This window comes from Pseudomonas sp. Irchel 3H7 (assembly GCF_900187605.1).
Classification (GTDB): domain Bacteria; phylum Pseudomonadota; class Gammaproteobacteria; order Pseudomonadales; family Pseudomonadaceae; genus Aquipseudomonas.
Map to the genome: position 1 here is coordinate 504,130 of NZ_FYEA01000003.1, position 22,795 is coordinate 526,924.

At 58.1% G+C, this 22,795-nt stretch carries 22 protein-coding genes and 1 other RNA gene; 8 read left to right on the forward strand and 15 right to left on the reverse strand.

Translation table 11 applies throughout. From position 1 onward, the window contains the following. Positions 1 to 304: 304 nt before the first annotated feature. Both rnpB and rsmI read right to left on the reverse strand, forming a co-directional pair. An RNA gene (gene rnpB, locus CKW38_RS08265) (RNase P RNA component class A) lies at positions 305 to 658 on the reverse strand. A gap of 73 nt (positions 659 to 731) precedes the next feature. After that, positions 732 to 1,637 carry a 16S rRNA (cytidine(1402)-2'-O)-methyltransferase gene (rsmI, locus tag CKW38_RS08270; protein WP_034156477.1) on the reverse strand — a complete coding sequence of 302 codons (906 nt, stop codon included), beginning with the start codon at positions 1,635 to 1,637 and terminating at the stop codon, positions 732 to 734. A 177-nt stretch (positions 1,638 to 1,814) separates the two neighbouring features. Here rsmI and CKW38_RS08275 point away from each other — a divergent pair, with 177 nt between their 5' ends. The 4 genes from CKW38_RS08275 to CKW38_RS08290 all read left to right on the forward strand — a co-directional run bounded on the left by CKW38_RS08275 (position 1,815) and on the right by CKW38_RS08290 (position 5,261). After that, complete coding sequence (locus CKW38_RS08275; RefSeq protein ID WP_007917016.1) at positions 1,815 to 3,626, forward strand: penicillin-binding protein activator; 1,812 nt, start codon at positions 1,815 to 1,817, stop codon at positions 3,624 to 3,626. Continuing rightward, positions 3,626 to 3,988, forward strand: coding sequence for a YraN family protein (locus CKW38_RS08280; RefSeq protein WP_007917019.1), 363 nt, complete (start codon positions 3,626 to 3,628; stop codon positions 3,986 to 3,988). The genes CKW38_RS08275 and CKW38_RS08280 overlap by 1 nt, the downstream gene beginning before the upstream one ends. A gap of 104 nt (positions 3,989 to 4,092) precedes the next feature. Beyond that, complete coding sequence (locus tag CKW38_RS08285) at positions 4,093 to 4,686, forward strand: phosphoheptose isomerase (protein WP_007917022.1); 594 nt, start codon at positions 4,093 to 4,095, stop codon at positions 4,684 to 4,686. Next, positions 4,683 to 5,261: a BON domain-containing protein gene (locus CKW38_RS08290; protein ID WP_007917023.1), complete on the forward strand. Its 579-nt coding sequence runs from the start codon at positions 4,683 to 4,685 to the stop codon at positions 5,259 to 5,261. Before CKW38_RS08285 ends, CKW38_RS08290 begins: the two co-directional genes overlap by 4 nt. 181 nt (positions 5,262 to 5,442) lie before the next feature. On the opposite strand, the gene CKW38_RS08295 is transcribed toward CKW38_RS08290, so the two are convergent. The 7 genes from CKW38_RS08295 to rplM form a co-directional block, all read right to left on the reverse strand. Further along, positions 5,443 to 5,856, reverse strand: a complete 414-nt coding sequence (locus tag CKW38_RS08295) for a ClpXP protease specificity-enhancing factor (RefSeq protein ID WP_007917024.1) — start codon at positions 5,854 to 5,856, stop codon at positions 5,443 to 5,445. A 16-nt stretch (positions 5,857 to 5,872) separates the two neighbouring features. Then, complete coding sequence (locus CKW38_RS08300; protein WP_007917025.1) at positions 5,873 to 6,490, reverse strand: glutathione S-transferase N-terminal domain-containing protein; 618 nt, start codon at positions 6,488 to 6,490, stop codon at positions 5,873 to 5,875. A gap of 146 nt (positions 6,491 to 6,636) precedes the next feature. Beyond that, on the reverse strand, positions 6,637 to 7,419 hold the full coding sequence (locus CKW38_RS08305; RefSeq protein WP_095112413.1) for a cytochrome c1: 783 nt from the start codon (positions 7,417 to 7,419) through the stop codon (positions 6,637 to 6,639). Further along, positions 7,419 to 8,630 carry a cytochrome bc complex cytochrome b subunit gene (locus CKW38_RS08310; protein ID WP_007917029.1) on the reverse strand — a complete coding sequence of 404 codons (1,212 nt, stop codon included), beginning with the start codon at positions 8,628 to 8,630 and terminating at the stop codon, positions 7,419 to 7,421. The genes CKW38_RS08305 and CKW38_RS08310 overlap by 1 nt, the downstream gene beginning before the upstream one ends. Beyond that, positions 8,630 to 9,223, reverse strand: coding sequence for a ubiquinol-cytochrome c reductase iron-sulfur subunit (gene petA / locus CKW38_RS08315; RefSeq protein WP_007917031.1), 594 nt, complete (start codon positions 9,221 to 9,223; stop codon positions 8,630 to 8,632). The genes CKW38_RS08310 and petA overlap by 1 nt, the downstream gene beginning before the upstream one ends. Positions 9,224 to 9,493: 270 nt before the next feature. After that, complete coding sequence (gene rpsI / locus CKW38_RS08320; RefSeq protein WP_003205364.1) at positions 9,494 to 9,886, reverse strand: 30S ribosomal protein S9; 393 nt, start codon at positions 9,884 to 9,886, stop codon at positions 9,494 to 9,496. Positions 9,887 to 9,900: 14 nt separating this feature from the next. Next, entirely contained in the window at positions 9,901 to 10,329 is a 429-nt protein-coding gene (rplM, locus tag CKW38_RS08325) for a 50S ribosomal protein L13 (RefSeq protein WP_007917032.1), read from the reverse strand. A gap of 245 nt (positions 10,330 to 10,574) precedes the next feature. Here rplM and CKW38_RS08330 point away from each other — a divergent pair, with 245 nt between their 5' ends. After that, positions 10,575 to 11,615: an NADP(H)-dependent aldo-keto reductase gene (locus CKW38_RS08330; protein WP_007917033.1), complete on the forward strand. Its 1,041-nt coding sequence runs from the start codon at positions 10,575 to 10,577 to the stop codon at positions 11,613 to 11,615. Between the two features lie 156 nt (positions 11,616 to 11,771). Here CKW38_RS08330 and CKW38_RS08335 read toward each other — a convergent pair whose 3' ends face one another. Further along, positions 11,772 to 12,908, reverse strand: a complete 1,137-nt coding sequence (locus tag CKW38_RS08335; protein WP_095112414.1) for an acyl-CoA dehydrogenase family protein — start codon at positions 12,906 to 12,908, stop codon at positions 11,772 to 11,774. Positions 12,909 to 13,158: 250 nt separating this feature from the next. Between CKW38_RS08335 and CKW38_RS08340 the strand changes: the two genes are divergently transcribed. Further along, complete coding sequence (locus CKW38_RS08340) at positions 13,159 to 14,055, forward strand: GlxA family transcriptional regulator (protein WP_171057287.1); 897 nt, start codon at positions 13,159 to 13,161, stop codon at positions 14,053 to 14,055. Positions 14,056 to 14,239: 184 nt separating this feature from the next. Here CKW38_RS08340 and zapE read toward each other — a convergent pair whose 3' ends face one another. From zapE to CKW38_RS08355, 3 genes are all read right to left on the reverse strand, one after another. Next, on the reverse strand, positions 14,240 to 15,334 hold the full coding sequence (zapE, locus tag CKW38_RS08345; RefSeq protein ID WP_034156483.1) for a cell division protein ZapE: 1,095 nt from the start codon (positions 15,332 to 15,334) through the stop codon (positions 14,240 to 14,242). A 90-nt stretch (positions 15,335 to 15,424) separates the two neighbouring features. Continuing rightward, complete coding sequence (locus tag CKW38_RS08350) at positions 15,425 to 16,780, reverse strand: tryptophan--tRNA ligase (RefSeq protein ID WP_095112415.1); 1,356 nt, start codon at positions 16,778 to 16,780, stop codon at positions 15,425 to 15,427. Positions 16,781 to 16,804: 24 nt separating this feature from the next. Next, the gene (locus CKW38_RS08355; RefSeq protein ID WP_038361122.1) at positions 16,805 to 17,434 is read right to left on the reverse strand and encodes an alpha/beta hydrolase; all 630 of its coding nucleotides are present in this window, start codon (positions 17,432 to 17,434) and stop codon (positions 16,805 to 16,807) included. Between the two features lie 144 nt (positions 17,435 to 17,578). On the opposite strand from CKW38_RS08355, the gene CKW38_RS08360 reads away from it, so the two are divergent. After that, positions 17,579 to 18,013: a YhcB family protein gene (locus CKW38_RS08360; protein ID WP_007917055.1), complete on the forward strand. Its 435-nt coding sequence runs from the start codon at positions 17,579 to 17,581 to the stop codon at positions 18,011 to 18,013. A gap of 254 nt (positions 18,014 to 18,267) precedes the next feature. On the opposite strand, the gene CKW38_RS08365 is transcribed toward CKW38_RS08360, so the two are convergent. Together CKW38_RS08365 and CKW38_RS08370 are read right to left on the reverse strand one after the other, a co-directional pair. After that, positions 18,268 to 19,005, reverse strand: coding sequence for an OmpA family lipoprotein (locus CKW38_RS08365; RefSeq protein WP_007917058.1), 738 nt, complete (start codon positions 19,003 to 19,005; stop codon positions 18,268 to 18,270). A gap of 117 nt (positions 19,006 to 19,122) precedes the next feature. Further along, entirely contained in the window at positions 19,123 to 19,767 is a 645-nt protein-coding gene (locus tag CKW38_RS08370; protein ID WP_095112416.1) for an MBL fold metallo-hydrolase, read from the reverse strand. Between the two features lie 318 nt (positions 19,768 to 20,085). On the opposite strand from CKW38_RS08370, the gene CKW38_RS30170 reads away from it, so the two are divergent. After that, a partial coding sequence (locus tag CKW38_RS30170) for a M10 family metallopeptidase (RefSeq protein WP_176472303.1) occupies positions 20,086 to 22,795 on the forward strand: 2,710 nt, incomplete at its 3' end.

The following is a 22,795-nucleotide window of genomic DNA, read 5'->3' on the forward strand; positions in this document are numbered from 1 at the left end:
CGTCAAGGCGCGGATTAAAGGAAAACCCTTACAGAACGGAGATTTAGGAGCATAAAAGGAGGAGTAACGACAATCTGGCGCAGACTTTTGACCCATAACCTGATGCAGCACTGATAGCTGCGCTCGAAAGTTAAAGTAATTTGTTAAGAGTAAGATTTTTTCGGTATTACAAAAGCGCTTCTGCTGTTGATTGAAGCAAGGTGGGAAATGGCTATTACTGCGTTTGCCGCTGCCGAACTTTCAGCCCAGGCCTGCTGATATTACACAGCCCTGTTGCCATTGATTCAAGCAGGGAAAGAAAAAGGTGGAGAGTCGATCTGTAAGCCGGGTTCTGTCTTGAACAGTCATTCGTCTACGATGGCCATCACTGGACATCTTTAGCAACCTACCCGGTCCCAGCGCGGGCCACGCCTTGGGACCCTATTTGGTCTTGCTCCAAGTGGGGTTTACCTAGCCACGAACTGTTGCCAGACGTGCGGTGCGCTCTTACCGCACCTTTTCACCCTTACCGGCGCCGAAGCGCTTAGGCGGTTATTTTCTGTGGCACTTTCCGTAGGCTCACGCCTCCCAGGCATTACCTGGCACTTCGCCCTATGGAGCCCGGACTTTCCTCCCCCCCCTAATTTTCATAGAGGGCAGCGACTGTCCGATCGACTCTCCGCCGCGAAGGTTAACGGCAGAGCGCCCGAAGAACAAGCGCTAAAAGCCTCAAGACCGCTATGGGCGACGGCTTAAACGCCTTTCTGTTTATCCAGCGCGACCTGATACAACACGTTTTTGCGCTCGCCGGTGATCTGCGCTGCCAGCGCGGCGGCACGCTTGAGCGGCATTTCTTCGAGGAGCAGATCGAGGATGCGCATCGCTTCGCTACTCACTGCGTCTTCAGACTCCGGCGCGGTCCAACCGGCGACCAGCACCACGCATTCGCCGCGTTGCTGATTGCTGTCGGATTCGACGAATGCACGCAACTCAGCCAATGGCAGACCTTTAAGCGTTTCAAAGGTTTTGGTGATTTCACGAGCGAGCAATGCCTGGCGCTCACCGCCAAACACGGCTTCCATATCCTGCAGACATTCAAGAATGCGGTGCGGTGCTTCGTAGAAGATCAACGTGCGCGGCTCTTCTTTGACGGCTTCCAGTCGCGCCTTGCGTCCGACCGACTTGGCCGGCAGAAAACCTTCGAAGATGAAACGGTCAGACGGCAGACCGGCCGCCGACAGCGCGGCGATAAGCGCACAGGCACCCGGCACTGGCACGACATTGATCCCGGCTGCGCGAGCCTGACGCACCAAGTGATAACCCGGATCGGAAATCAGCGGTGTCCCGGCATCGGAAATCAGCGCGACGTTATCACCGGCCAGCAAGCGGGTAATAAAGCGGCTACCTTCATCTCGTTCATTGTGTTCGTGACACGCAGCCAGCGGCGTGCCGATCCCGAAGTGCTGCATGAGGCGCGCCGAGTGACGGGTGTCCTCGGCGGCGATCAAGGCGACTTCACGGAGGATCTTCAATGCCCGGGCGCTGATGTCGTCCAGGTTGCCGATGGGCGTCGCCACCACATAAAGCGAGCCAGCAGCGGAATTCAGGGAACCTGGAGCAGTCAAAGCGCACACCTCGTGATCGGTAAAAGCGGCCATTGTAGCGCGACACGAGGCTTGCGACGCGCCTCGACCCACCATGGTTTTGCGCGCAGTTGTGCGCCGCCGCAACATTTACTCCAGCTAAATCGTCCGATTCACGCCAGTAACATCGCGCCCCGGCCAGTGCTTGGGTACAATTCGACGCTAATTTGATCGAGTATCAGGAACACTTACATGATCGCTTGCCTGCGGCTGTTCACTGCCCTCTGCCTCGCTGCCCTGTTGGCGGCTTGCGCCAGCTCCCCTTCCTCCAGCCTTGGCGAACTTCCACGGACCCCGGATGCCAGCATCGAGCAACTGCTCGAACAGGCTAGCCAGGCGAAAACCCCGGAAAAAGCCGCCCTGCTGCGCCTGAGTGCTGCGGATCTGGCTTACCGTCAGGGTAACGCCGGCCAGTCTGCGCAGATCCTGCAACAAGTGCCGATGGAGCAACTGAAGCCAGGCCAGCAGATTTTCGCCAGCACGCTGAATGCTGAGCTGGCCATGACCCGCAATCAGCCGAAAGCTGCGCTGACGGCCCTGAGCCATCCAAGCCTGCAACATTTGGGTGAGATGCCTGAAGAGCAGCAAGTGCGCACCGGCACCGTTCACGCCCGCGCCCTTGAAGCCGATGGCCAGACTCTGGCTGCCGCCCGCGAGCGCGTGTTTATCGCTCCGATGCTGCAAGGCGAAGCCGCGAGCAAGAACCACGAAGCGATCTGGACCCTGATCGGCTCGCTGCCAACTGATCAACTGCAACCGAACAGCACCGACGATCTCGGCGGCTGGATGGGCCTGGCCATGGCGGTAAAATCCGCGGGCACCCTGGAACAGCAGCAAGCCGCGATCGACACCTGGCGTGCGCAGAATCCAAAACACCCGGCTGCGATCAACCTGCCGCTGCCGCTGACCAAACTCAAGGAACTGGCCAGCCAGCCGCTGAGCAAAATCGCCCTGCTGCTGCCGCAGGACGGTCAATTGGCTGCCGTCGGCAAGGCACTGCGTGAAGGCTTCATGGCTGCGCACTACCAGGCTCAACAGGCTGGACAGAAGCCACCAGCGATCGAGTTCTACGACAGCTCGAAGCTGACCTCGATGGACGAGTTCTACCGCAAGGCTCAGGCTGATGGCGTGCAACTGGTCGTCGGCCCGCTGGAAAAACCACTGGTCAAACAACTGAGCACCCGCCCGCAACTGCCGATCACCACCCTCGCCCTGAACTACAGCGAAGGTGATCAAGGCCCGGCGCAGCTGTTCCAGTTTGGTCTGGCCGCTGAAGACGAAGCCCGCGAAGTCTCGCGCCGCGCCCGTGCCGATGGCCTGCACCGCGCCGCCATTATGGTGCCGAAAGGCGAATGGGGCGACCGCGTACTGCGTGCGTTCAGCCAGGACTGGCAGGCTAACGGCGGCAGCATCGTAGCCACCGAACGCGTTGATCAGCCGGTGCAACTGGCTCAGCAGATCGCTGACATGTTCCAGCTGCGTCAGAGCGAAGCCCGCGCCAAGAGCCTGCAAAATGCCGCCGGCACTAACGTCGCCGCGCAGCCGTCGCGTCGTCAGGACATCGAGTTCATCTTCCTTGCTGCCACGCCACAACAGGCGCAGCAGATCAAGCCGACCCTGAATTTCCAGTACGCCGGAGACGTTCCGGTTTACGCGACCTCGCACGTTTACAGCGCCAGTGGCGACGTCAACCAGTACAACGACATGAACGGCATTCGCTTCTGCGAAACCCCATGGCTGCTGGACAGCAGTGACCCATTGCGTCAGCAAGTGGTTGCGCAGTGGCCGCAAGCCGCCGGCAGCCTCGGCCGCCTGTACGCGATGGGTGTCGATGCCTATCGCTTGGCTCCGCGCCTGGGGCAACTCAAAGCGCTGCCGGACAGCCGCATCGACGGTGAGTCGGGCAGCCTCGGCATGACCCAGACCCAACGCGTCGTTCGTCAATTGCCTTGGGCACAGTTCGTCAGCGGCCAGGTGCAGCGCCTGCCGGACACCCCGCGCTGATGCCCGACAGGTCACGCTCGCAAAGCGGTAAGGATGCCGAGCGCCAGGCGCTCGAGCATCTGCAACAACACGGTCTGCGCCTGCTGGCGCAGAACTGGTTATGCAAACGCGGCGAGCTTGATCTGGTCATGCTTGATGGCGATACAGTAGTATTCGTTGAAGTTCGCTACAGAAAAAACACTCAATGGGGTGGCGCGCTCGCTAGCATCGATGGGCGCAAGCAGCAGAAACTGATTTTCGCTGCACAGTATTTTCTTCAGCGCGAGTCGCGTTGGGCCAATTCCCCTTGCCGCTTCGACGTGGTGGCTATCGACAGCCATCCGGATCAGCTGAACTGGTTGCAGAATGCTTTCGACAGTTGATCGCAGGCGTTGCGACCCGGACAATCCCACCGACAAATTTTGCTCTTTGCTTTGCGGGCTGCACATTCATGTGCCGGACAGCCGCGCTACTTAAGGTCACACAGATGGACATGCAATCCCGAATTCGCCAGCTTTTCCAGGCCAGTATCGACACCAAGCAACAGGCGATGGACGTACTTGCACCGCACATCGAGCAAGCCAGCCAGATCATGGTCAACGCCCTGCTCAACGAAGGCAAAATGCTTTCGTGCGGCAACGGCGGCTCGGCCGGTGACGCTCAGCACTTCTCTTCGGAGCTGCTCAACCGCTTCGAGCGCGAGCGTCCGAGCCTGCCGGCCATCGCCCTGACCACCGACACCTCGACGATCACCTCGATCGCCAACGACTACAGCTACAACGAAGTGTTCTCCAAACAGATCCGCGCACTCGGTCAGCCAGGCGATGTCCTGCTGGCTATTTCGACCAGCGGCAACTCGGCGAACATTATTCAAGCGATCCAGGCCGCACATGATCGCGAAATGATTGTCGTAGCTATGACCGGACGCGATGGCGGCGGCATGGCGTCACTGCTGCTGCCCGAAGACGTCGAGATTCGCGTACCGGCCAATGTCACCGCACGTATTCAAGAAGTCCACTTGCTGGCGATCCATTGCCTTTGCGATCTGATCGACAGCCAACTGTTCGGGAGTGAAGAATGACCCCTAATCGCCTTGGCCTTCTGGCCTTGACCCTGTGCCTCGGCATCAGCGGCTGCACCTCGGTGGTGAACGCCAGCCGTGAAGCACCGATCGACGACGACCGTGGCACGCGCACCTTCGGTAGCAAGATCGACGACTCGTTGATCGAAACCAAAGTCGGTGTGAACGTGGCCAAGGCCGACCCGGCCCTGGACAACGATTCGCACATCGTCGTCACCAGTTTCAACGGTGTTGTCTTGCTGGCCGGTCAAACCCCTCGCGCAGACTTGAAAGCCAAGGCTGAGCAGGCAGCAGCCGCCGTGCAACGGGTAAAAACCGTTCACAACGAACTGCAGGTCATACCGCCGTCCGGCTTCCTGGCTCGCCAGAACGACACCTGGCTGACCTCCAAGATCAAGACCCAGATGCTCACCGACGCCAGCATCCCTGGCTCGCGCATCAAGGTCGTGACCGAGAACGGTATCGTCTATCTGCTGGGCCTGCTGACCAAACAGGAAGCCACTCAGGCAACCAATCTGGTTCAGGGCGTTTCCGGCGTGCAGAAGATCGTCAAACTCTTCGAATACATCGACTGACACAGAACCCTGTGTAGGAGCTGCCGAAGGCTGCGATCTTTTGATCTTGCTTTAAAGATCAGGATCAAAAGATCGCAGCCTTCGGCAGCTCCTACAGTTTTGAGATGTGTATGCAGATTTGAGATGTATGTGAAGTTTTGAGATGCGCATGAAAAAGGCGATCCATCCGGATCGCCTTTTTTTATTTCACCACTTTCAAACTAGGCCGGCCGCTAGGGCGCGGCGGCTCGCTGTCCGGTGGCGGCAAGTCGTCATCCGACTCGATCTCTTCCTCGTCATCCATCGGCGACTCGAGATCGAACACCATGCCCTGACCGTTCTCCCGGGCGTAGATCCCCAGGATCGCGCTGATCGGCACGTACAAGCTGTGCGGGACACCACCGAAGCGACCTTCGAAGGTCACCACGTCGTTGTCCATGTGCAGATGACGCACGGCACTTGGCGAGATGTTCAGGACAATCTGCCCGTCACTGGCGAAACCCTGCGGCACCTGCACCGCCGGGTATTCGGAATTGACCAGCATGTGCGGGGTGCAATCGTTATCAACAATCCACTCGTAGAGCGCGCGGACCAGATAAGGTCGACTGGAGTTCATAGCGGCTCCTTAAGCCTTAGCGCATATCGCGTTCGACACCAGACAGACTCGCCTGGAAAGCCTCACGCGCAAACGAGCGCTCCATATAATCAAGCAACGGCTTGGCTGGCCGCGGCAGTTCAATACCCAGAATCGGCAAACGCCAGAGTATTGGCAATAGGCAGCAATCCACCAGACTTTGTTCCTCACTGAGGAAAAACGGCTTGTCGGCAAACAGCGGCGACACGCCCGTCAGGCTTTCACGCAATTCCTTGCGCGCCACGACACGCGCGGCCTCCTTGGACTTGGGATCCAGAATCAGATCCACCAGACCACACCAGTCGCGCTGAATACGATGAATCAGCAGGCGGCTGTTGGCACGCGCCACCGGGTAAACCGGCATCAACGGCGGGTGCGGGTAACGCTCATCCAGATATTCCATCACCACGGTCGACTCCCACAACGCCAGGTCACGATCGACCAGCGTCGGCAGACTGCCGTAAGGGTTGACCTCAATCAGTTTAGGCGGCTGGCGACCAGCTTCCACATAAATGATCTCGGCGCTGACACCCTTCTCTGCAAGCACAATGCGCACTCGGTGGGAATAGTGGTCGGCGGGGTCGGAGTAACAGGCCAACCGATTGGTCACGCCCATGGCGATCCTCCTCGCTTGTTGAATTTGTCGGAACCGGAAAAACGCGCGCGCCCAGAGGGCGCCTCCCGCAACGCTTGGCGAACCAGACGTTGCGTTATTGGAGGCGCCCTTGGGCGCGCGCGATTAACAGCAATGCTTGAAGCGTATCAGTGCACGTCTTTCCAGTATTCACGCTTGAGCAGGTAGGCGAACACAAAGAAGAACGCCAGGTACAGCAAGACATAAGTACCGATGCGCTGATGTTGCAGCTTAACCGGGTTAGCCGAGTAAGCCAGGAAGGTTACCAGATTCTTGACCTTCTCATCGAACTGCTCTTCGTTCAGAGCACCGGATTTCGGCACGATGGTCAGTTGATCGCACGCTTCATGCGTCAGAGGCGTGCCGGTCAACGGATCATATTGCTTCTTGCCGTCTTCGACGATCTGCACCTGTTTGCAGCCCACGACCTGGCGACCTTGCAGGCCGACCAGCACGTTAGGCATGCCGACGTTCGGGAAGACCTTGTTGTTTACACCCCAAGGACGTGCCGGATCTTCGTAGAACGAGCGCAGGTAACCGTAAAGCCAGTCAGTACCACGCACGCGCGCCACCAGGGTCAGATCCGGTGGTGCCGCGCCGAACCAGGTCTTGGCGTCCGCCGGCTGCATGCCGATGTTCATGTGATCGCCGATCTTGGCGCCGGTGAACACCAGCTTCTCCAGCATCATTTCGTGAGGAATGCCCAGATCATCGGCAACCCGCTCGTAACGCTGGAACTTGGCACTGTGGCAACCCATGCAATAGTTGGCAAAAGTACGTGCGCCATCCTGCAGGGCGGCCTTGTCGGAAACGTCGATGTCGACTCTCTCCAGCTCAGGACCTCCGTGCTCAGCAGCGAAAGACAGGACAGGCAAAGCAGCAAAAATCAGAGCGAAAAATAACTTTTTCATCAGCCAGTCACCCTTTCCGGAACCGGTTTGGTCTTCTCGAGCCTGGTGTAGAACGGCATCAGAATGAAGTAGGCGAAGTACAGGAAGGTGCAGACCTGCGACAGCAAGGTTCGCTCCGGCGTCGGCGCAAGAACACCGAGAATGCCCAGAATCACGAACGAAATGCAGAACACCAGCAGCCAGATTTTGCTCATCCAGCCCTTATAGCGCATCGATTTGACCGGACTGCGGTCCAGCCATGGCAGCACGAACAGCACCGCAATCGCCGCGCCCATGGCAATCACACCCATGAGTTTGTCGGGGATCGCCCGCAAGATTGCGTAGAACGGCGTGAAGTACCAGACCGGGGCAATGTGCTCTGGTGTCTTGAACGGGTTAGCCTGTTCGAAGTTTGGTTTTTCGAGGAAGTAGCCGCCCATTTCCGGGAAGAAGAACACAATAAAACAGAAGATAAACAGGAACACCACGACACCGACTATGTCTTTCACGGTGTAGTACGGGTGGAAGGCAATGCCGTCCAGCGGGATGCCGTTTTCGTCTTTGTGCTTCTTGATGTCGACGCCGTCAGGGTTGTTCGAACCGACTTCGTGCAACGCCAGAATGTGCAGCACGACCAGACCGAGAATCACGATTGGCAGAGCCACCACATGCAAGGCGAAGAAGCGGTTCAGGGTGATCCCGGAGATCAGGTAGTCACCACGAATCCACTGGGTCAGGTCGTTTCCGATCACCGGAATCGCACCGAACAGCGAGATGATCACCTGGGCACCCCAGTAGGACATCTGACCCCAAGGCAGCAGATAACCCATGAAGGCTTCGGCCATCAGCGCCAGGTAAATCAGCATGCCGAAGACCCAGACCAGCTCGCGCGGTTTCTGGTACGAACCGTAGAGCAGGCCACGGAACATGTGCAGATAAACCACGATGAAAAACGCCGAAGCGCCGGTCGAGTGCAGCAGACGCAGGATCGAGCCGTACTCGACGTCGCGCATGATGTATTCAACGGAAGCGAAGGCTTCTTCTGCCGACGGCGTGTAACTCATCGTCAGCCAGACACCGGTAACGATCTGATTCACCAGCACCAGCAGCGCCAAGGAGCCGAAGAAATAGAAGAAGTTGAAGTTTTTTGGAGCGTAATACTTGCTGAGATGGTCTTCCCACATTTTGGTCGCGGGAAAGCGCGCATCAACCCAATCCATGAACTTGCTCATCACGCTTTCTCCGTATCGACGCCAATGACAATCAGGTCATCGGTCTCATAGGAATGCGGGGGAACTGGCAGGTTCAAAGGCGCAGGTTGCGACTTGTAGACGCGGCCAGCCAGATCGTAGTGGGAACCGTGGCAAGGGCAGAAATAGCCACCGACCCAGTCTTTACCGAGATCCGCAGGTGCCACTTCGGGACGGAAGGTTGGTGAGCAACCCAGGTGTGTGCAGATCCCGATCAGCAGCAGAATTTCCGGCTTGATCGAGCGCACTTCAGGGTCGACATAGGTGGGTTGCGTGGAGTTTTTGGAGGTTGGATCGGAGAGCTGGCCCTCGATCTTCTTGAGATTCCCCAGGATTTCCTCGGTACGGCGGACAATGAACACCGGCTGGCCGCGCCATTCAGCAATCATCTGCTGTCCTGGCTCGATTTTGCTGACATTCACTTTCACCGGTGCACCGGCGGCTTTCGCCTTGGCACTGGGAAACCATGACCCCACGAACGGGACCGCAGCCCCCACCGCTCCTGCAGCACCCACCACGGATGTGGCTGCTACCAAGAAGCGACGCCGGCCTGCATTCACGCCGTCATTGCTCATTCAGTCCTCTCCCATCAGCTTTTGTGGCCTGTTAAATCAGGCGTCTACTAAATAAATCAATGTTACTTATAAAAATTTTGCCGAGATGGTAATGAAAAGCCCCAATTCTGACAAGGGAATTACCCCGAGCTCTTACCCTCAAGCCTTGCAGTATAGGGGGTCTACGGAAGTGGCAAGTTGTCGCAGCGCAATTCTTTGATAAATCACAGGCATAAAAAAACGCCCGCTTCCGTGAGGAGGCGGGCGTTCTTTTTGAACGCGGAAGCGGAATTAACGCTTCGAGTACTGCGGACGCTTACGCGCTTTACGCAGACCAACTTTCTTACGTTCAACTTCACGGGCGTCGCGAGTAACGAAGCCAGCTTTGCGCAGAGCGCCACGCAGGGTTTCGTCGTAGTCCATCAGAGCGCGAGTGATGCCGTGGCGGATTGCGCCAGCTTGACCACTTACACCACCACCGATCACGGTGACGTAGATGTCGAACTTCTCGACAGTCTCGGTCAGCTCCAGCGGCTGACGAACTACCATGCGGGCAGTTTCGCGGCCGAAGAAGTTATCCAGCGAACGGTTGTTGATGGAGATGTTACCAGTACCCGGACGCAGGAAAACGCGTGCGGTTGCGGTCTTGCGACGGCCAGTGCCGTAATTTTGAGTCGCCGACATAATGTACTATTCCGTTAAAACTTCAGTTCTTGGGGCTGCTGAGCAGTATGTGGGTGTGCAGCGCCCGCATAGACTTTCAGCTTACGGTACATGTCGCGACCCAGTGGGTTTTTAGGCAGCATGCCTTTAACCGCGGTCTCGATCACGCGCTCAGGGGCTTTAGCGATCAGCTTTTCAAAGTTGATCGACTTGATGCCGCCCGGGAAACCGGAGTGGGAGTAGTACATTTTGTCAGTGGTTTTAGCACCGGTAACACGAATCTGCTCAGCGTTGATTACGACGATGTAGTCGCCGGTGTCAACGTGAGGAGTGTACTCAGGCTTGTGCTTGCCACGCAGACGGCTCGCGATTTCGGTGGCCAGACGACCCAGGGTCTGACCAGCAGCGTCGACGACAAACCAGTCGCGCTTTACTGTTTCCGGTTTAGCAGTAAAAGTTTTCATTCTTTATAGCCTCAGGGGCCGCCCTGTAAATTAGACGGCGGATCTTACTGAATAGTGCGTACTTTGACAAGTCAAAGGCAGCCGGATACAGACGCTTTCGGGGGCTCGGGTCGGCGCGTCCGTTCAACGGCAAGATTCTTCGGCGGCGGCGCATCACTTCCACTGCAGAAAGAGGTCGGCAATTATGCAGATTGCGAAAAATATTTCAACCTGCTTTTATGATTGTTTTGCCCAAGGAGCACCCGATGGACTATCGCCAGCTAGGCCGTACCGACCTGAACGTGAGTGCAATCTGCCTCGGCACCATGACCTGGGGCGAGCAAAACACTGAAGCTGAAGCCTTCGCGCAGATCGAAAGGGCCAAGGAAGCCGGGATCAATTTCATCGACACCGCCGAGATGTATCCGGTGCCGCCGAAAGCCGAAACCTACGCCACCACCGAGCGCTACATCGGCAATTACTTCAAAAGTCGCGGTGATCGCGCCGACTGGATTCTCGCCAGCAAGATCGCCGGCCCGGGCAACACCATTGACTACATCCGCGACAAAAACCTGCGCCACAACCGCCAGCACATCACCGCAGCGGTGGACGCCAGCCTCGAGCGTTTGCAGACCGATTACATCGACCTGTACCAATTGCACTGGCCGGAACGCAGCACCAACTTTTTCGGACAGCTGGGCTACAAACACAAGATCGAAGCCAACCTGACGCCGCTCGAAGACACCCTCGAGGCGCTCGACGAACAGGTGAAGGCCGGCAAGATCCGCCACATCGGCCTGTCCAACGAAACGCCGTGGGGCACCATGCGTTTTCTGGCATTGGCTGAGGCCCGTGGCTGGCCGCGTGCGGTGTCGATTCAAAACCCGTACAACCTGCTCAACCGCAGCTTTGAAGTCGGTCTGGCAGAAATCGCCATTCGCGAGCAATGCGGTCTGCTGGCCTATTCGCCGCTGGCGTTTGGTTTTCTGTCAGGCAAATACGAAGGTGGCGCCCGGCCGCCGAAAGGTCGTCTGAGCCTCTACAGTCGCTTCAGCCGCTATTTCAACGCGCAGTCGGAAGCAGCGTGCAGCCGCTATGTGGCGCTGGCCCGTGAACACGGTCTGGATCCTGCGCAGATGGCGCTGGCGTTTGTCACGCAGCAACCGTTCGTCACCAGCAACATCATTGGTGCGACGACGCTTGAGCAACTGGACAGCAACATTGCCAGTTTTGATCTGAAGCTTTCCGACGAAGTGCTGGCAGGGATCGAAGCGATTCACAAGGATCATCCGAATCCTGCGCCTTGATTGAACGCTAAAAGCTTCGCGAGCAGGCTCGCTCCCACAGGTACAGCGTGATCCTTGGGGAGCGAGCCTGCTCGCGAAGAGGCCGATCAGATCATCACCAAAGCGGAACGCGGAGCGTCCCCGGCGGCATTCCCACGCAGAGCGTGGGAACGATCATCAAAGCGAACGCGCAATGATCTCCTTCATGATTTCATTGGTGCCGGCATAAATCCGTTGCACCCGCGCATCCGCCCACGCCCGGGCTACCGGGTATTCCCACATGAAACCGTAGCCGCCATGCAACTGCACGCATTCGTCGAGTACCTTGCATTGCAGATCGGTGCCCCAGTATTTGGCCATCGCCGCTGTCGGCACATCCAGCTTGCCTTGCAGATGCAGCTCCAGACATTTATCGACGAACACTCGACCGATCTGGATTTCAGTCGCCATCTCCGCCAGCTTGAAGCGGGTGTTCTGGAAGTCGGCAATCGCCTTGCCAAAGGCCTTGCGATCACGGGTGTAATCAAGCGTCCATTGCAACGCCGCTTCAGCTGAAGCCAGGCCACCAATCGCTACCGTCAGACGCTCTTGCGGCAACTCCTGCATCAGATAAGCAAACCCTGCCCCAGCCTGCCCCAGCAGGTTTTCCTTCGGCACGCGCACATCCTGAAAGAACAATTCCGAGGTGTCCTGCGCCTTCATGCCGACCTTCTCCAGGCGCTTGCCCTTGTCGAAGCCCGGCGTATTCGCTTCCACCAGAAACAGGCTGGTGCCCTTGGCGCCGGCCTTCGGATCGGTCTTCGCGACTACGATCACCAAGTCCGCCAGAAAGCCGTTGGTGATAAAGGTTTTCGAACCGTTGATCACATATTCGTCACCGTCCAGCACGGCCGTGGTCTTCACGCCTTGCAGATCGGAACCGGCGCCCGGTTCGGTCATGGCAATGGCCGTGACCATCTCGCCCGAAACCAGTTTCGGCAGGTATTTGTGCTTCAGCGCTTCGCTGCCGTAATGCAGGATGTACGGCGCGACAATGTCCGAATGCAGCGAGAAACCGATGCCGGTCAGGCCCAGTCGACCGACCTCCTCGATCACCACCGCGCTGTAAAGAAAGTCCGCTCCCAGCCCGCCATACTCTTCCGGCAGGTGCGAGCAGAGCATCCCCGCCTCCCCTGCCTTGTTCCAGAGTTTGCGGTCGATATAGCCTTGCTTCTCCCATTGCGCATGAAACGGCACGGCCTCTTTTTCGAGGAAGGTGCGGACGCTGTCGCGAAACAATTCGTGCTCGGGGCTAAACAAGGTTCTGGGGATCATGCGGCACCTTTCTTTGTTGTTGGAGGGAGATGATCTTCAGAGACTAAGCCTCCCCTCTGACACAGGACACTGGACACATCCGACAAAAAATAAGACGATCCAGCCGTCTGGTGACCACTTTCCCTTATAAAAACAAAACAAAAGTTGAATTATGTCCAAGCAAGTCTCCACGCCCTTGCGGCGCGTCAGCATCCTGGCAATCGACCGGGTTTTCGCTTCCACTCTCATGCAAGCCAAGGATTTCTTCCATCTGGCCAGCCTGCGTTATGGCAAACAACTGGGCCACGGCCTGACACCGGCGTTTGAAACACGCCTGGTCAGCCCCGACGGCAAACCGGTGAACAGCTTCAGTGACGTCGTGATGCCGGTCGACGGTGGCCTGGAAAACGCCGATGTCATTATCCTCCCGGCGTTCTGGGACGATTTCGACACGCTGTGCAGCCGTTATCCACAAGTCTTGCCATGGCTGCGCGAACAACACTCGCGCGGCGCCGTATTGTGCGGCGAAGCCACCGGGGTGTTCTGGCTGGCCGAGGCCGGTCTGCTCAACGGCAAGGAAGCGACCACCTACTGGCGCTTCTTCAATGCCTTCGCCGAGCGGTTTCCCAAGGTCTACCTCAATCAGGACAAACACCTGACCGATGCCGACAACCTGTACTGCGCCGGCGGCACCACCTCAGCCTGCGATCTCTACATTTACTTGATCGAGCGCTTTTGCGGGGCCAACGTCGCGCAAGCCGTGGCCCGCGACATTCTCTATGAGGTGCAGCGCAGCTATGCGCCGGGACGCATCGGTTTTGGCGGGCAGAAACTGCATCAGGACGTAATCATCCTGCAGATTCAGCATTGGCTCGAAGAGCATTTCGCCGACAAGTTCCGCTTCGAAGACGTGGCCCGCGAGCATGGCATGAGCATCCGCAATTTCATGCGACGCTTCCAGACGGCCACCGGTGACAAGCCACTGCATTACTTGCAACGGCTGCGTATCGAGACCGCCAAGGGTTTGCTGTCCGGGAGCCGCAAGAGCATCAAAACCATCAGTTATGAAGTCGGTTACGACGACGCGAGCTTCTTTGCGCGGCTGTTCCGTCAGCACACTGAACTGTCGCCGAACCAGTATCGGCAGCAGTTTCAGCAGGCTGCTTAGCCCTCTGCCCATACACAACCCCATGTAGGAGTGAGCCTGCTCGCGATTGCGTCCGTCCATGCAGCATTTATGTGACTGATCCACCGCTATCGCGAGCAGGCTCACTCCTACAGGGTATTGCGGTGAATTCTGGACATAAAAAAGGGCCTGCAATTGCAGGCCCTTTTTTGTTTCGCGATTCTGTTTAAGGCTTGTGCGCCCGCGACAGGAATTCGTGCGATTGCATCTCCAGCAGACGGCTCAGCGTGCGCTGGAATTCGAAATTCAAGCGGCCGCCGGTGTACAGATCCTTCAGCTCGACTTCAGCGGAAATGATCAGCTTGACGTTGCGGTCGTAGAACTCGTCGACCATGTTGATGAAACGACGGGCGATGTCGTCGGTGGTGACGCTCATCTGCTCGACACCGCTGAGCAGCACGGCGTGGAAAATCTTGCCCAGTTCGATGTAGTCGTTCTGGCTACGTGGGCCGTCGCACAGTTCGCGGAAGTCGAACCAGGCCACGTCGTCACAGGTGCGCAGCGCACGGATCTCGCGGTTTTCGATCATCAACACGTCGTTCTCGACCGCTGCGGTGCACTCTGGCGTCAGAGCCTTGAAGCTCTTGCGCAGGCTTTCGTGAGCGGCTTCGTCGAGCGGATAGTGGAACAGCTCCGCTTGTTCGAGGTGACGCAGACGGTAGTCGACACCGCTGTCGACGTTGACGATCTCGGTGTTCTGCTTGATCAGGGCGATGGCTGGCAGGAAGCGCGCACGTTGCAGGCCGTCCTTGTACAGACCGTCCGGCACGATGTTCGAGGTCGCGACCAGGGTCACGCCATTCTTGAACAACTCTTCCATCAGCGTGCCGAGGATCATCGCGTCGGTGATGTCGGAGACGAAGAATTCATCGAAGCAGATCACCCGCGACTCGGTCGCGAAGCGCTTGGCGATGATGGTCAGCGGGTTTTTCTCGCCGCCGAGGGTTTTCATCTCTTCGTGCACACGCTTCATGAAGCGGTGAAAGTGGGTGCGGGTCTTTTCCTTGAACGGCAGCGCTTCGAAGAAGGTGTCGACCAGATAAGTTTTGCCGCGACCTACGCCGCCCCAGAAATACAGGCCCTTGACCGGCGTCTGATCTTTTTTGCCGAACAGTTTGCTCAGCAGACCCGGTTTGTTCTGATCGGCGGCGATCAGATCCTCGTACAGACGCTGCAGATGACGCACAGCAGTTTCCTGCGCGGCGTCATGGAAGAAGTCCGGGCGTTTCAGATCAGCTTGGTATCGTTCTAGGGGCGTCATAATTCGTTAGCAAGGCAACAAAAACGGGCCGTCACTGTAGCGACGGCCCGTGGGAATGGCAATCGGCCCTTGGTCGGACCGTGCCGCCGATTAGTCCCGAACCGGGGTCAGCGCGACGCGCAAAGCCTCGATGGCCGCGTCCCGCGCCGCAGCGTCGGCGAATGCCGGGCTGTCGCCAACGCACTCGCCTTCCAGCCACACGCTGAAGCTCAGGTCTTCGCTGCGCACGTCCAGCGGCTGGCCGGATTGCAGTTGCTTGGTCACCTGCCCGGCGGTTTTGCCGTCGGCGAAGTTGCGCGACAACAGCAGTTGCTCGCCATCGGCCGCCAGCAGACGGAAACGGAAGCTGCCGTCGTCTTCGCGGAAACTGACGAAACGTGCGGCTTTTGCGGCTTTCTTCTTGGTCGTCGCGGCAACCTGAACCTGATTGACGAAGGAACGCAGGCCAACGGCTTCGCGCAGTTCGTTGAGGAACGGCGTTGCCACGGCACGGGCTTTCTTGGCGCCGATCTGCAGAATGTCTTCCAGATCCGCCGGGCGCTCGATCAACTGGTGATACTTGTCGCGCGCGTCGCCGAGATCGTTGTCGAGCAACTGGAACAGACGGTTCTTCGCCTCGCCCCAACCCAGACCGCCGAGCAATTCGCTGCGGAATTCGTCAGCCTGCGCTGGCGTGGCGAAGGCCTGGAACAGGGTGAACAGGTGCGAGTTGTCAGGATCCTTGGCTTCGCCTGGCGCTTTGGAGTCGGTGACGATGCGGGAGATCGCGTCCTTCATCTCTTTGGCGCTGGAGAACAACGGGATGGTGTTGTCGTAGCTCTTCGACATCTTGCGACCGTCGAGGCCCGGCAACGTCGCCACGCTTTCTTCGATCAGCGCTTCAGGCATGGTGAAGAATTCTTTGCCCTGACCGAACAGGTGGTTGAAGCGCTGACCGATGTCGCGGGCCATTTCCACGTGCTGGATCTGGTCACGACCGACCGGTACTTTGTGCGCATTGAACATCAGGATGTCCGCCGCCATCAGCACCGGGTAGCTGTAGAGGCCCATGGTGATGCCGGCGTCCGGGTCTTCACCGGTTTCAACGTTCTTGTCCACCGAGGCCTTGTAAGCGTGCGCACGGTTGAGCAGGCCCTTGGCGGCCACGCAGGTCAGCAGCCAGGTCAGCTCAGGGATTTCCGGGATGTCGGACTGGCGGTAGAAAGTCACGCGGTCGACATCGAGGCCACCGGCCAGCCAGGTCGCGGCGATTTCCAGACGCGAGCGCTGGATGCGCAGCGGGTCATCGCATTTGATCAGGGCGTGGTAGTCGGCCAGGAAGTAGAACGAATCGGCATTGCTGTCGCGGCTGGCGAGGATCGCCGGGCGGATGGCGCCGGCGTAGTTGCCCAGGTGCGGCGTGCCGGTGGTGGTGATGCCGGTGAGGATACGGGTACGGTTCGTCATGGGTAATCGCTTGTCAGACTGCAATCAATTCGAGAGACGCGGCAGGATCAGATCCTTGAGATCGGTCAGCTTGCCATGAAAAAAGTGTCCGCATTCTGCCACTTTCAGCAGCTCATGGGGGCGCTGGAGTTTTTCCGACCAGTCGTAAACCAGTTGCGGATCGATGACTTCGTCGGTTTCCGGCTGGATCACCGTGAGTTCACCCTGCTGCGGCAGTTGATCCTGCTCGCCCAGACGCATCACCGCCGGAGCAACCATGAACAGGTGCTTGAGCTGTACGCCCTGCGCTTCGAGTCGACCGCCGAGACTTGCTGCAACAAATCCGCCGAAGGAAAAACCGAACAGGGTCAGCGGCAGATCCGGGTGTTTTTCTCGCAGCCATGCAGCGGCAGCCTGAGCATCGTCGACCTCGCCGGTGCCCATGTCGTGCGAACCTTCGCTGGCACCAACGCCACGATAGTTGAAGCGCAAGGTAATCAGGCCCGCATCGCGCGCGGTGCGCTGCAGGGTCGAGACGACCTTGTTGAGCATGGTGCCGCCCTGCACCGGGTTCGGATGGCAGATCAGCGCGATGCCGATTGGCTGCTCGTTATCCAGATACAGAGACTCAAGTTGACCCACCGGGCCGTCAATCACTACAGGGGTTTCACGCATCAGCAAGGAAGGAACTCCGTGACCTCGAATCAGGTCGACTCGTCTAGCAAATTGTCTGTGCCAATCTATTGCGAGTGAATCGCGGTATACAGCGCAGGTTCGAGCCGTTAACGTAAAGCAAAGCCGTTTATAGAGGAAGGACTCGTGGAACACTCGCTCTTAGTTTGGTTGTTACCGACTCTTGCCCTGGTTGTGGGTGTCGCCATTGGATTCCTGATCGCGCGCGTTGCGCCGAACGCCGCGCCGAGCCGTACGCAGCGTCAACTGGATGATATCCAGGAGCGTTTCGACAGTTATCAAAACGAGGTGGTCACCCACTTCAACAGCACCGCGATGCTGGTCAAGAAGCTGACCCAGAGCTATCAGGAAGTGCAGGATCATCTCGCCGAGGGCGCCAATCGTCTGGCCCTGGACGAGCAGACCCGCCAGCGCCTGATCGCAGCCCTGCACGCTGACGCGGCAGTCGCACCACGTGAACGCCTGACGCCACCGCGCGATCAGGAGCCGCCACGTGATTACGCACCGAAGACCCCGAACTCACCGGGCATGCTCGATGAGCATTATGGTTTGAAGAAGTAATCAGCCTTCGCTGACAAACAAAAAGCCCCCGGACAGCGATGTGTCCGGGGGCTTTTTTGTATCCGATGATTTGTGCCTGATTGTTATGCCCCCTTCGCGAGCAAGCTCGCTCCCACAGGGTTAGGTGTGGAACACAACTTTTGTGTACATCATCAATTCCTGTGGGAGTGAGCCTGCTCGCCATGAGGCCATAACAGGCCAGACAAAAAAATGCCCGATCACTGGACCGGGCATTTTTTCATTCAGGCTAGCGCTTACGGATACTGCTGAACCGTACCCGGCTGCTGTTGCTGCTGACCACCATACTGCTGACCCGGGATCGCCTTCAGGTTGACTTCAACCCGACGGTTCTGCGCCCGGCCATTCACATCACCGTTGCTGGCAATCGGGTTATCCGGACCGGCGCCACGGGCCGAGAGGTTGGCACCGCTGACACCTTGCGAGGTCAGATAGGTCGCCACGCTCTGCGCACGACGCTGCGACAGGTCCATGTTGTGCTGGCGGCTGCCGGTGCTGTCGGTGTAGCCAACAATTTCGATCTGGTTCTGGTTGAATTCTTTCAACGAGTTGGCCAGGTTGTTCAGCGGCTGGTAGAAGCTGGAAGCGATGTTCGCCGAGTCGGTAGCGAAGGTGATATTGCCCGGCATGATCAGCTTGATCTGATCGCCCTGACGCTGCACTTCAACACCGGTGTTGGCCATACTCGCGCGCAGTTTCTTTTCCTGCTGGTCGGCGTAGTAACCGTAACCGGCTGCGGAGGCACCCACCACAGCCGCACCGATCAGGGCACCTTTGCCGCGGTTGTTGTGGTCGATGGCGGCACCGGCGAGCGCACCGGCCAGAGCACCGAGGCCACCGTACTTGGCGGTTTTGCTCATGCCTTGCGAGCCACCGTCAGCCTGGCCCTGATTGTCATACGGGTTAGGCGAGGCACAGCCGGACAGCAAGGCCACGGCAGTAGCGACAATAATCAAACGACGCTTGGTGAACATGGAGAGCTCCTGGTTTTTCGCATTCTGTGGTGCAGCGGCCACTGGGTTAATGGACCTGCGCGGGCGTTTGATCATGACAATGCACAAAAATTCCGCCGGGCACTCGTGACAAAATATTTAGGCGCGCACAAACGGGTTTTCGCGCATCTCGTCCCCCAGACGCGTATCCGGCCCATGTCCGGTCACCACGATTGCGTCCTCGTCCAAGGTATATAGCCGCTGCTTGATCGAACGCACGATGGTCGCCTGATCGCCGCCCCACAAATCCGTACGCCCTACGCCGCGACGAAACAACGTGTCGCCGGCAATCAACAGCTTAGCCTCGGAAAACCAAAAGCTCATGGAACCGGGTGTATGACCTGGCGTATGCAGCGCCACGCCGCAGCCGCAGGCCAGTTCTTCGTCGTCGCTCAGCCAGCGATCCGGTGACGGCACGGGCACATACGGCACACCGAACATCTGGCATTGCATTTCCAGGTTGTCCCACAGGAATTGATCTTCCTTGTGCAGGTGCAGGGTCGCGCCGGTTTTTTCCTTCATTTGCCCGGAAGCGAGAAAGTGATCCAGATGCGCGTGGGTGTGAATGATGCTGACGACTTTCAGGCCCAGCGCATCAAGGCGCGCCATGATCAGATCAGGGTTGCCGCCGGGGTCGACGACGATGGCTTTCTTGGTCAACGGGTCGCCAATGATGGTGCAGTTGCACTGCAAAGGGCCGACGGGGAAGGTTTCGCGGATCAAGGCGGGAGCTGAAACAGTCATGTCGAAATCCTGAATCGGTAAACGGACAAGCGTGGCAAGCGCAGATAGTTTGACTCAGGATTCTACGTCACCCGCCGACACATGGGTTCGTGGGTCACGGGGATGACGCCACCAATCGGAAAATACTGGCCAAGTGATGTCACTCGTAACGTTTCTGATGCAAAATCGCGCACTTGTAGCGGTCGCATTCGGGAAGGGCCGCATAGCACTCAGGAAAATCGCATGCCGAGCCCAACCGGAATTACCTTCAGCCTTTCGTCCAAATTGACAGGCGTCAATGCGCTCGACAGCTTGCTTTCAGGAACCTATTGGGCAGGCGTGAATTGGCCATTCGATGGCCCGACCCAACTGACCTACAGCTTTATCGAACCAGGCACTTCGTACTTCGCCACCAACTACAGTGCCGATAACGAATACAACGCCATCTACAAGCTGTCCGACAGTCAGAAAAGCGGCATCATCAATGCGCTGGCCACCTGGAGCGCCGTCGCCAACATCACCTTTACCCAGACTACCGACGATATCTCCAACGTTGGCGATCTGCGGTTCGGTGGTTATGGCTTGATGGGCAACGAGGCAGCTGCCTGGGCGTACACCCCCTCCAGTGTCCCGCGCGGCGGTGACGTATGGATCGGTGATCCGACTACCGAGTACGCCACCAAGGGTACTTATGACTACATGACCTTCATCCACGAAATAGGTCATGCACTGGGCCTCAAGCATCCATTTTCCGGAACCTTGGGGAACCCGACGATCCTCAACCCGGCACTGGACGACGTCCAGTTCACGGTCATGAGCTACAACAACTCCTACTCCTATCAACCCATGACGCCGATGGTGCTGGACATCCTCGCCATACAGGCGTTGTACGGCGCCAACATGAGTTGGCAGACTGGCGACAACGTCTACAAGTGGAAAGCTTACGAACCGGTCTTCGAAACCATCTGGGACGCTGGCGGCAACGACACGATCGATGCCAGCTCTCAGGCCGCGAAGGTCGATATCAACCTCAATGAAGGCACCTACAGCACCATCGGGTTGCCCAATCTCACCGGTGGCTCTGTCTTCAACAGCGGCCTGGGCATCGCCTATGGCGCCAAGATCGAAAATGCCATCGGTTCGAATTTCAACGACATCCTGCGCGGCAACGACCTGGACAACGTTCTCGACGGTGGCACAGGTGTCGACACGATGTACGGCGGTGCCGGCAACGACACCTACTACGTCGACAACCGGGATGACCGGATCTACGAAACCGGTACCTCGGCCAGTGAGGTCGATTCGGTTTTCTCCACGACCAGCTATAGCCTCTACATCAACACCAACGTCGAAAACCTCACACTGCTGACCAATGCCAGCATCAATGGCTATGGCAACGACGGAAAAAACGTCATCACCGGTAATGCCGGCAATAACCTGCTCGACGGTTATGGTGGCGCCGACACGCTGATTGGCGGGACCGGTAACGACATCTATGTGGTCGACAACGCCGGCGACATCATTCTCGAGAGCAGCACCCTGGCCAGCGAGATCGACACTGTGCGCGCCTCGGTAAGCTGGGGCCTGGGCAACAATCTGGAAAACCTCGAACTCCTCGGCAGTGGCAACGTCAACGCCACGGGTAACAGCCTTGACAACGTTCTGACCGGCAACGCCAGTGATAACGTACTCGATGGCCTGGCGGGCCTGGATACCCTGATCGGCGGCGCCGGTAACGATGCCTATATCATCGACCAGGCCGGCGAACTGGACCTGGCCAAAGAAAATGCGAACGAAGGCAATGACACGCTGATCCTCAATTACAGCGTGCAGAGCAACACCCTCATCAATTTGAACAGCAGCGCGCTGGGCAACTTTGAAAACGTCACCGTGAACGGTAACGGGGCGTTCGACATCCAGGGCAACGCCCGGGACAACGTGCTGACCGGCAATGCATTTGCCAACACCCTGACGGGCGGCGCAGGCAATGACACCTACGTGATCAACGGTCTGGAAGATACGCTGGTTGAACTGGCCTACGAGGGCCGCGACCAGGTACGCAGTTATGTCACCTATACGCTGGGTGCCAACCTGGAAGACGGTCAACTGCTGGGCGATGCCGCCATCAATCTCAGCGGCAACGAACTCAATAACGTGCTGACAGGCAATACCGGCGACAACATCCTCGACGGGGGCGTGGGTGCCGACACCCTGATCGGTGGCGATGGCAACGACATCTACATGGTCGACAATTCCGCCGACGTCGTCGTCGAAGGCTGGACCAACGATTATGACCAGGTCTACTCATCGGCCAACTTCACGCTCGACGTTAACCTCGAAGCCCTTTTCCTCATGGGTTCGAGTGACCTGAACGGTACAGGCAACTACAGCGATAACCGCATTACCGGCAACATCGGCAACAACATACTTGATGGTGGTTACGGCGCGGACACGCTGATCGGTGGCGTGGGCAACGACACCTATATCGTCGACGATGCCAGCGATCTGGTCGTGGAGCTGGCCAACGAGGGCTACGATGTCGTCCGGTCTTCGGTGAGTTACGCACTGAGCGCGAACATTGAGGATGCTTCGCTACTCGGCAATGCCGCAATCAACCTCGAAGGCAACGACCTCAACAACGTCCTGACAGGCAACGGCGGCGACAACACCCTCAATGGCGGCCTCGGCGCCGACATCATGATCGGTGGTGCCGGCGTCGATACCTATTACGTCGATAACGTCGGTGACGTGATCATCGAAACCGATGCTTCGCCTACCGCCTACGACCGGGTCTTCTCCTCCATCGACTACACCCTCGGCGGCAACGTCGAGAACCTGCTGTTCGTCGGCACGGCCAACCTGCGCGGCATCGGCAGCGACGTCGCCAACCGCATGACCGGTAACGCCGGCGACAACTACTTGGACGGCGGCCTCGGTGCCGACACCCTGATGGGCGGGCTGGGCAACGACACTTATGTGGTCGATAACGCTGGCGACACCATCAGCGAAACCAGCACCTTGAGCAGCGAGATCGACACCGTTTGGGCCC

Excerpts from the sequence above, each read along its gene's own strand:
- CKW38_RS08330 (WP_007917033.1), top strand. The coding sequence starts at position 10,575 with ATGGACTATCGCCAGCTAGGCCGTACCGACCTGAACGTGAGTGCAATC.
- rsmI (WP_034156477.1), bottom strand. The coding sequence starts at position 1,637 with ATGGCCGCTTTTACCGATCACGAGGTGTGCGCTTTGACTGCTCCAGGT.
- CKW38_RS08275 (WP_007917016.1), top strand. The coding sequence starts at position 1,815 with ATGATCGCTTGCCTGCGGCTGTTCACTGCCCTCTGCCTCGCTGCCCTG.
- CKW38_RS08305 (WP_095112413.1), bottom strand. The coding sequence starts at position 7,419 with ATGAAAAAGTTATTTTTCGCTCTGATTTTTGCTGCTTTGCCTGTCCTG.
- rpsI (WP_003205364.1), bottom strand. The coding sequence starts at position 9,886 with ATGTCGGCGACTCAAAATTACGGCACTGGCCGTCGCAAGACCGCAACC.
- CKW38_RS08335 (WP_095112414.1), bottom strand. The coding sequence starts at position 12,908 with ATGATCCCCAGAACCTTGTTTAGCCCCGAGCACGAATTGTTTCGCGAC.
- CKW38_RS08300 (WP_007917025.1), bottom strand. The coding sequence starts at position 6,490 with ATGGGCGTGACCAATCGGTTGGCCTGTTACTCCGACCCCGCCGACCAC.
- CKW38_RS08295 (WP_007917024.1), bottom strand. The coding sequence starts at position 5,856 with ATGAACTCCAGTCGACCTTATCTGGTCCGCGCGCTCTACGAGTGGATT.
- CKW38_RS08285 (WP_007917022.1), top strand. The coding sequence starts at position 4,093 with ATGGACATGCAATCCCGAATTCGCCAGCTTTTCCAGGCCAGTATCGAC.
- zapE (WP_034156483.1), bottom strand. The coding sequence starts at position 15,334 with ATGACGCCCCTAGAACGATACCAAGCTGATCTGAAACGCCCGGACTTC.
- CKW38_RS08350 (WP_095112415.1), bottom strand. The coding sequence starts at position 16,780 with ATGACGAACCGTACCCGTATCCTCACCGGCATCACCACCACCGGCACG.
- CKW38_RS08280 (WP_007917019.1), top strand. The coding sequence starts at position 3,626 with ATGCCCGACAGGTCACGCTCGCAAAGCGGTAAGGATGCCGAGCGCCAG.
- CKW38_RS08290 (WP_007917023.1), top strand. The coding sequence starts at position 4,683 with ATGACCCCTAATCGCCTTGGCCTTCTGGCCTTGACCCTGTGCCTCGGC.
- CKW38_RS08310 (WP_007917029.1), bottom strand. The coding sequence starts at position 8,630 with ATGAGCAAGTTCATGGATTGGGTTGATGCGCGCTTTCCCGCGACCAAA.
- CKW38_RS08355 (WP_038361122.1), bottom strand. The coding sequence starts at position 17,434 with ATGCGTGAAACCCCTGTAGTGATTGACGGCCCGGTGGGTCAACTTGAG.
- rplM (WP_007917032.1), bottom strand. The coding sequence starts at position 10,329 with ATGAAAACTTTTACTGCTAAACCGGAAACAGTAAAGCGCGACTGGTTT.
- petA (WP_007917031.1), bottom strand. The coding sequence starts at position 9,223 with ATGAGCAATGACGGCGTGAATGCAGGCCGGCGTCGCTTCTTGGTAGCA.
- CKW38_RS08370 (WP_095112416.1), bottom strand. The coding sequence starts at position 19,767 with ATGACTGTTTCAGCTCCCGCCTTGATCCGCGAAACCTTCCCCGTCGGC.
- CKW38_RS08365 (WP_007917058.1), bottom strand. The coding sequence starts at position 19,005 with ATGTTCACCAAGCGTCGTTTGATTATTGTCGCTACTGCCGTGGCCTTG.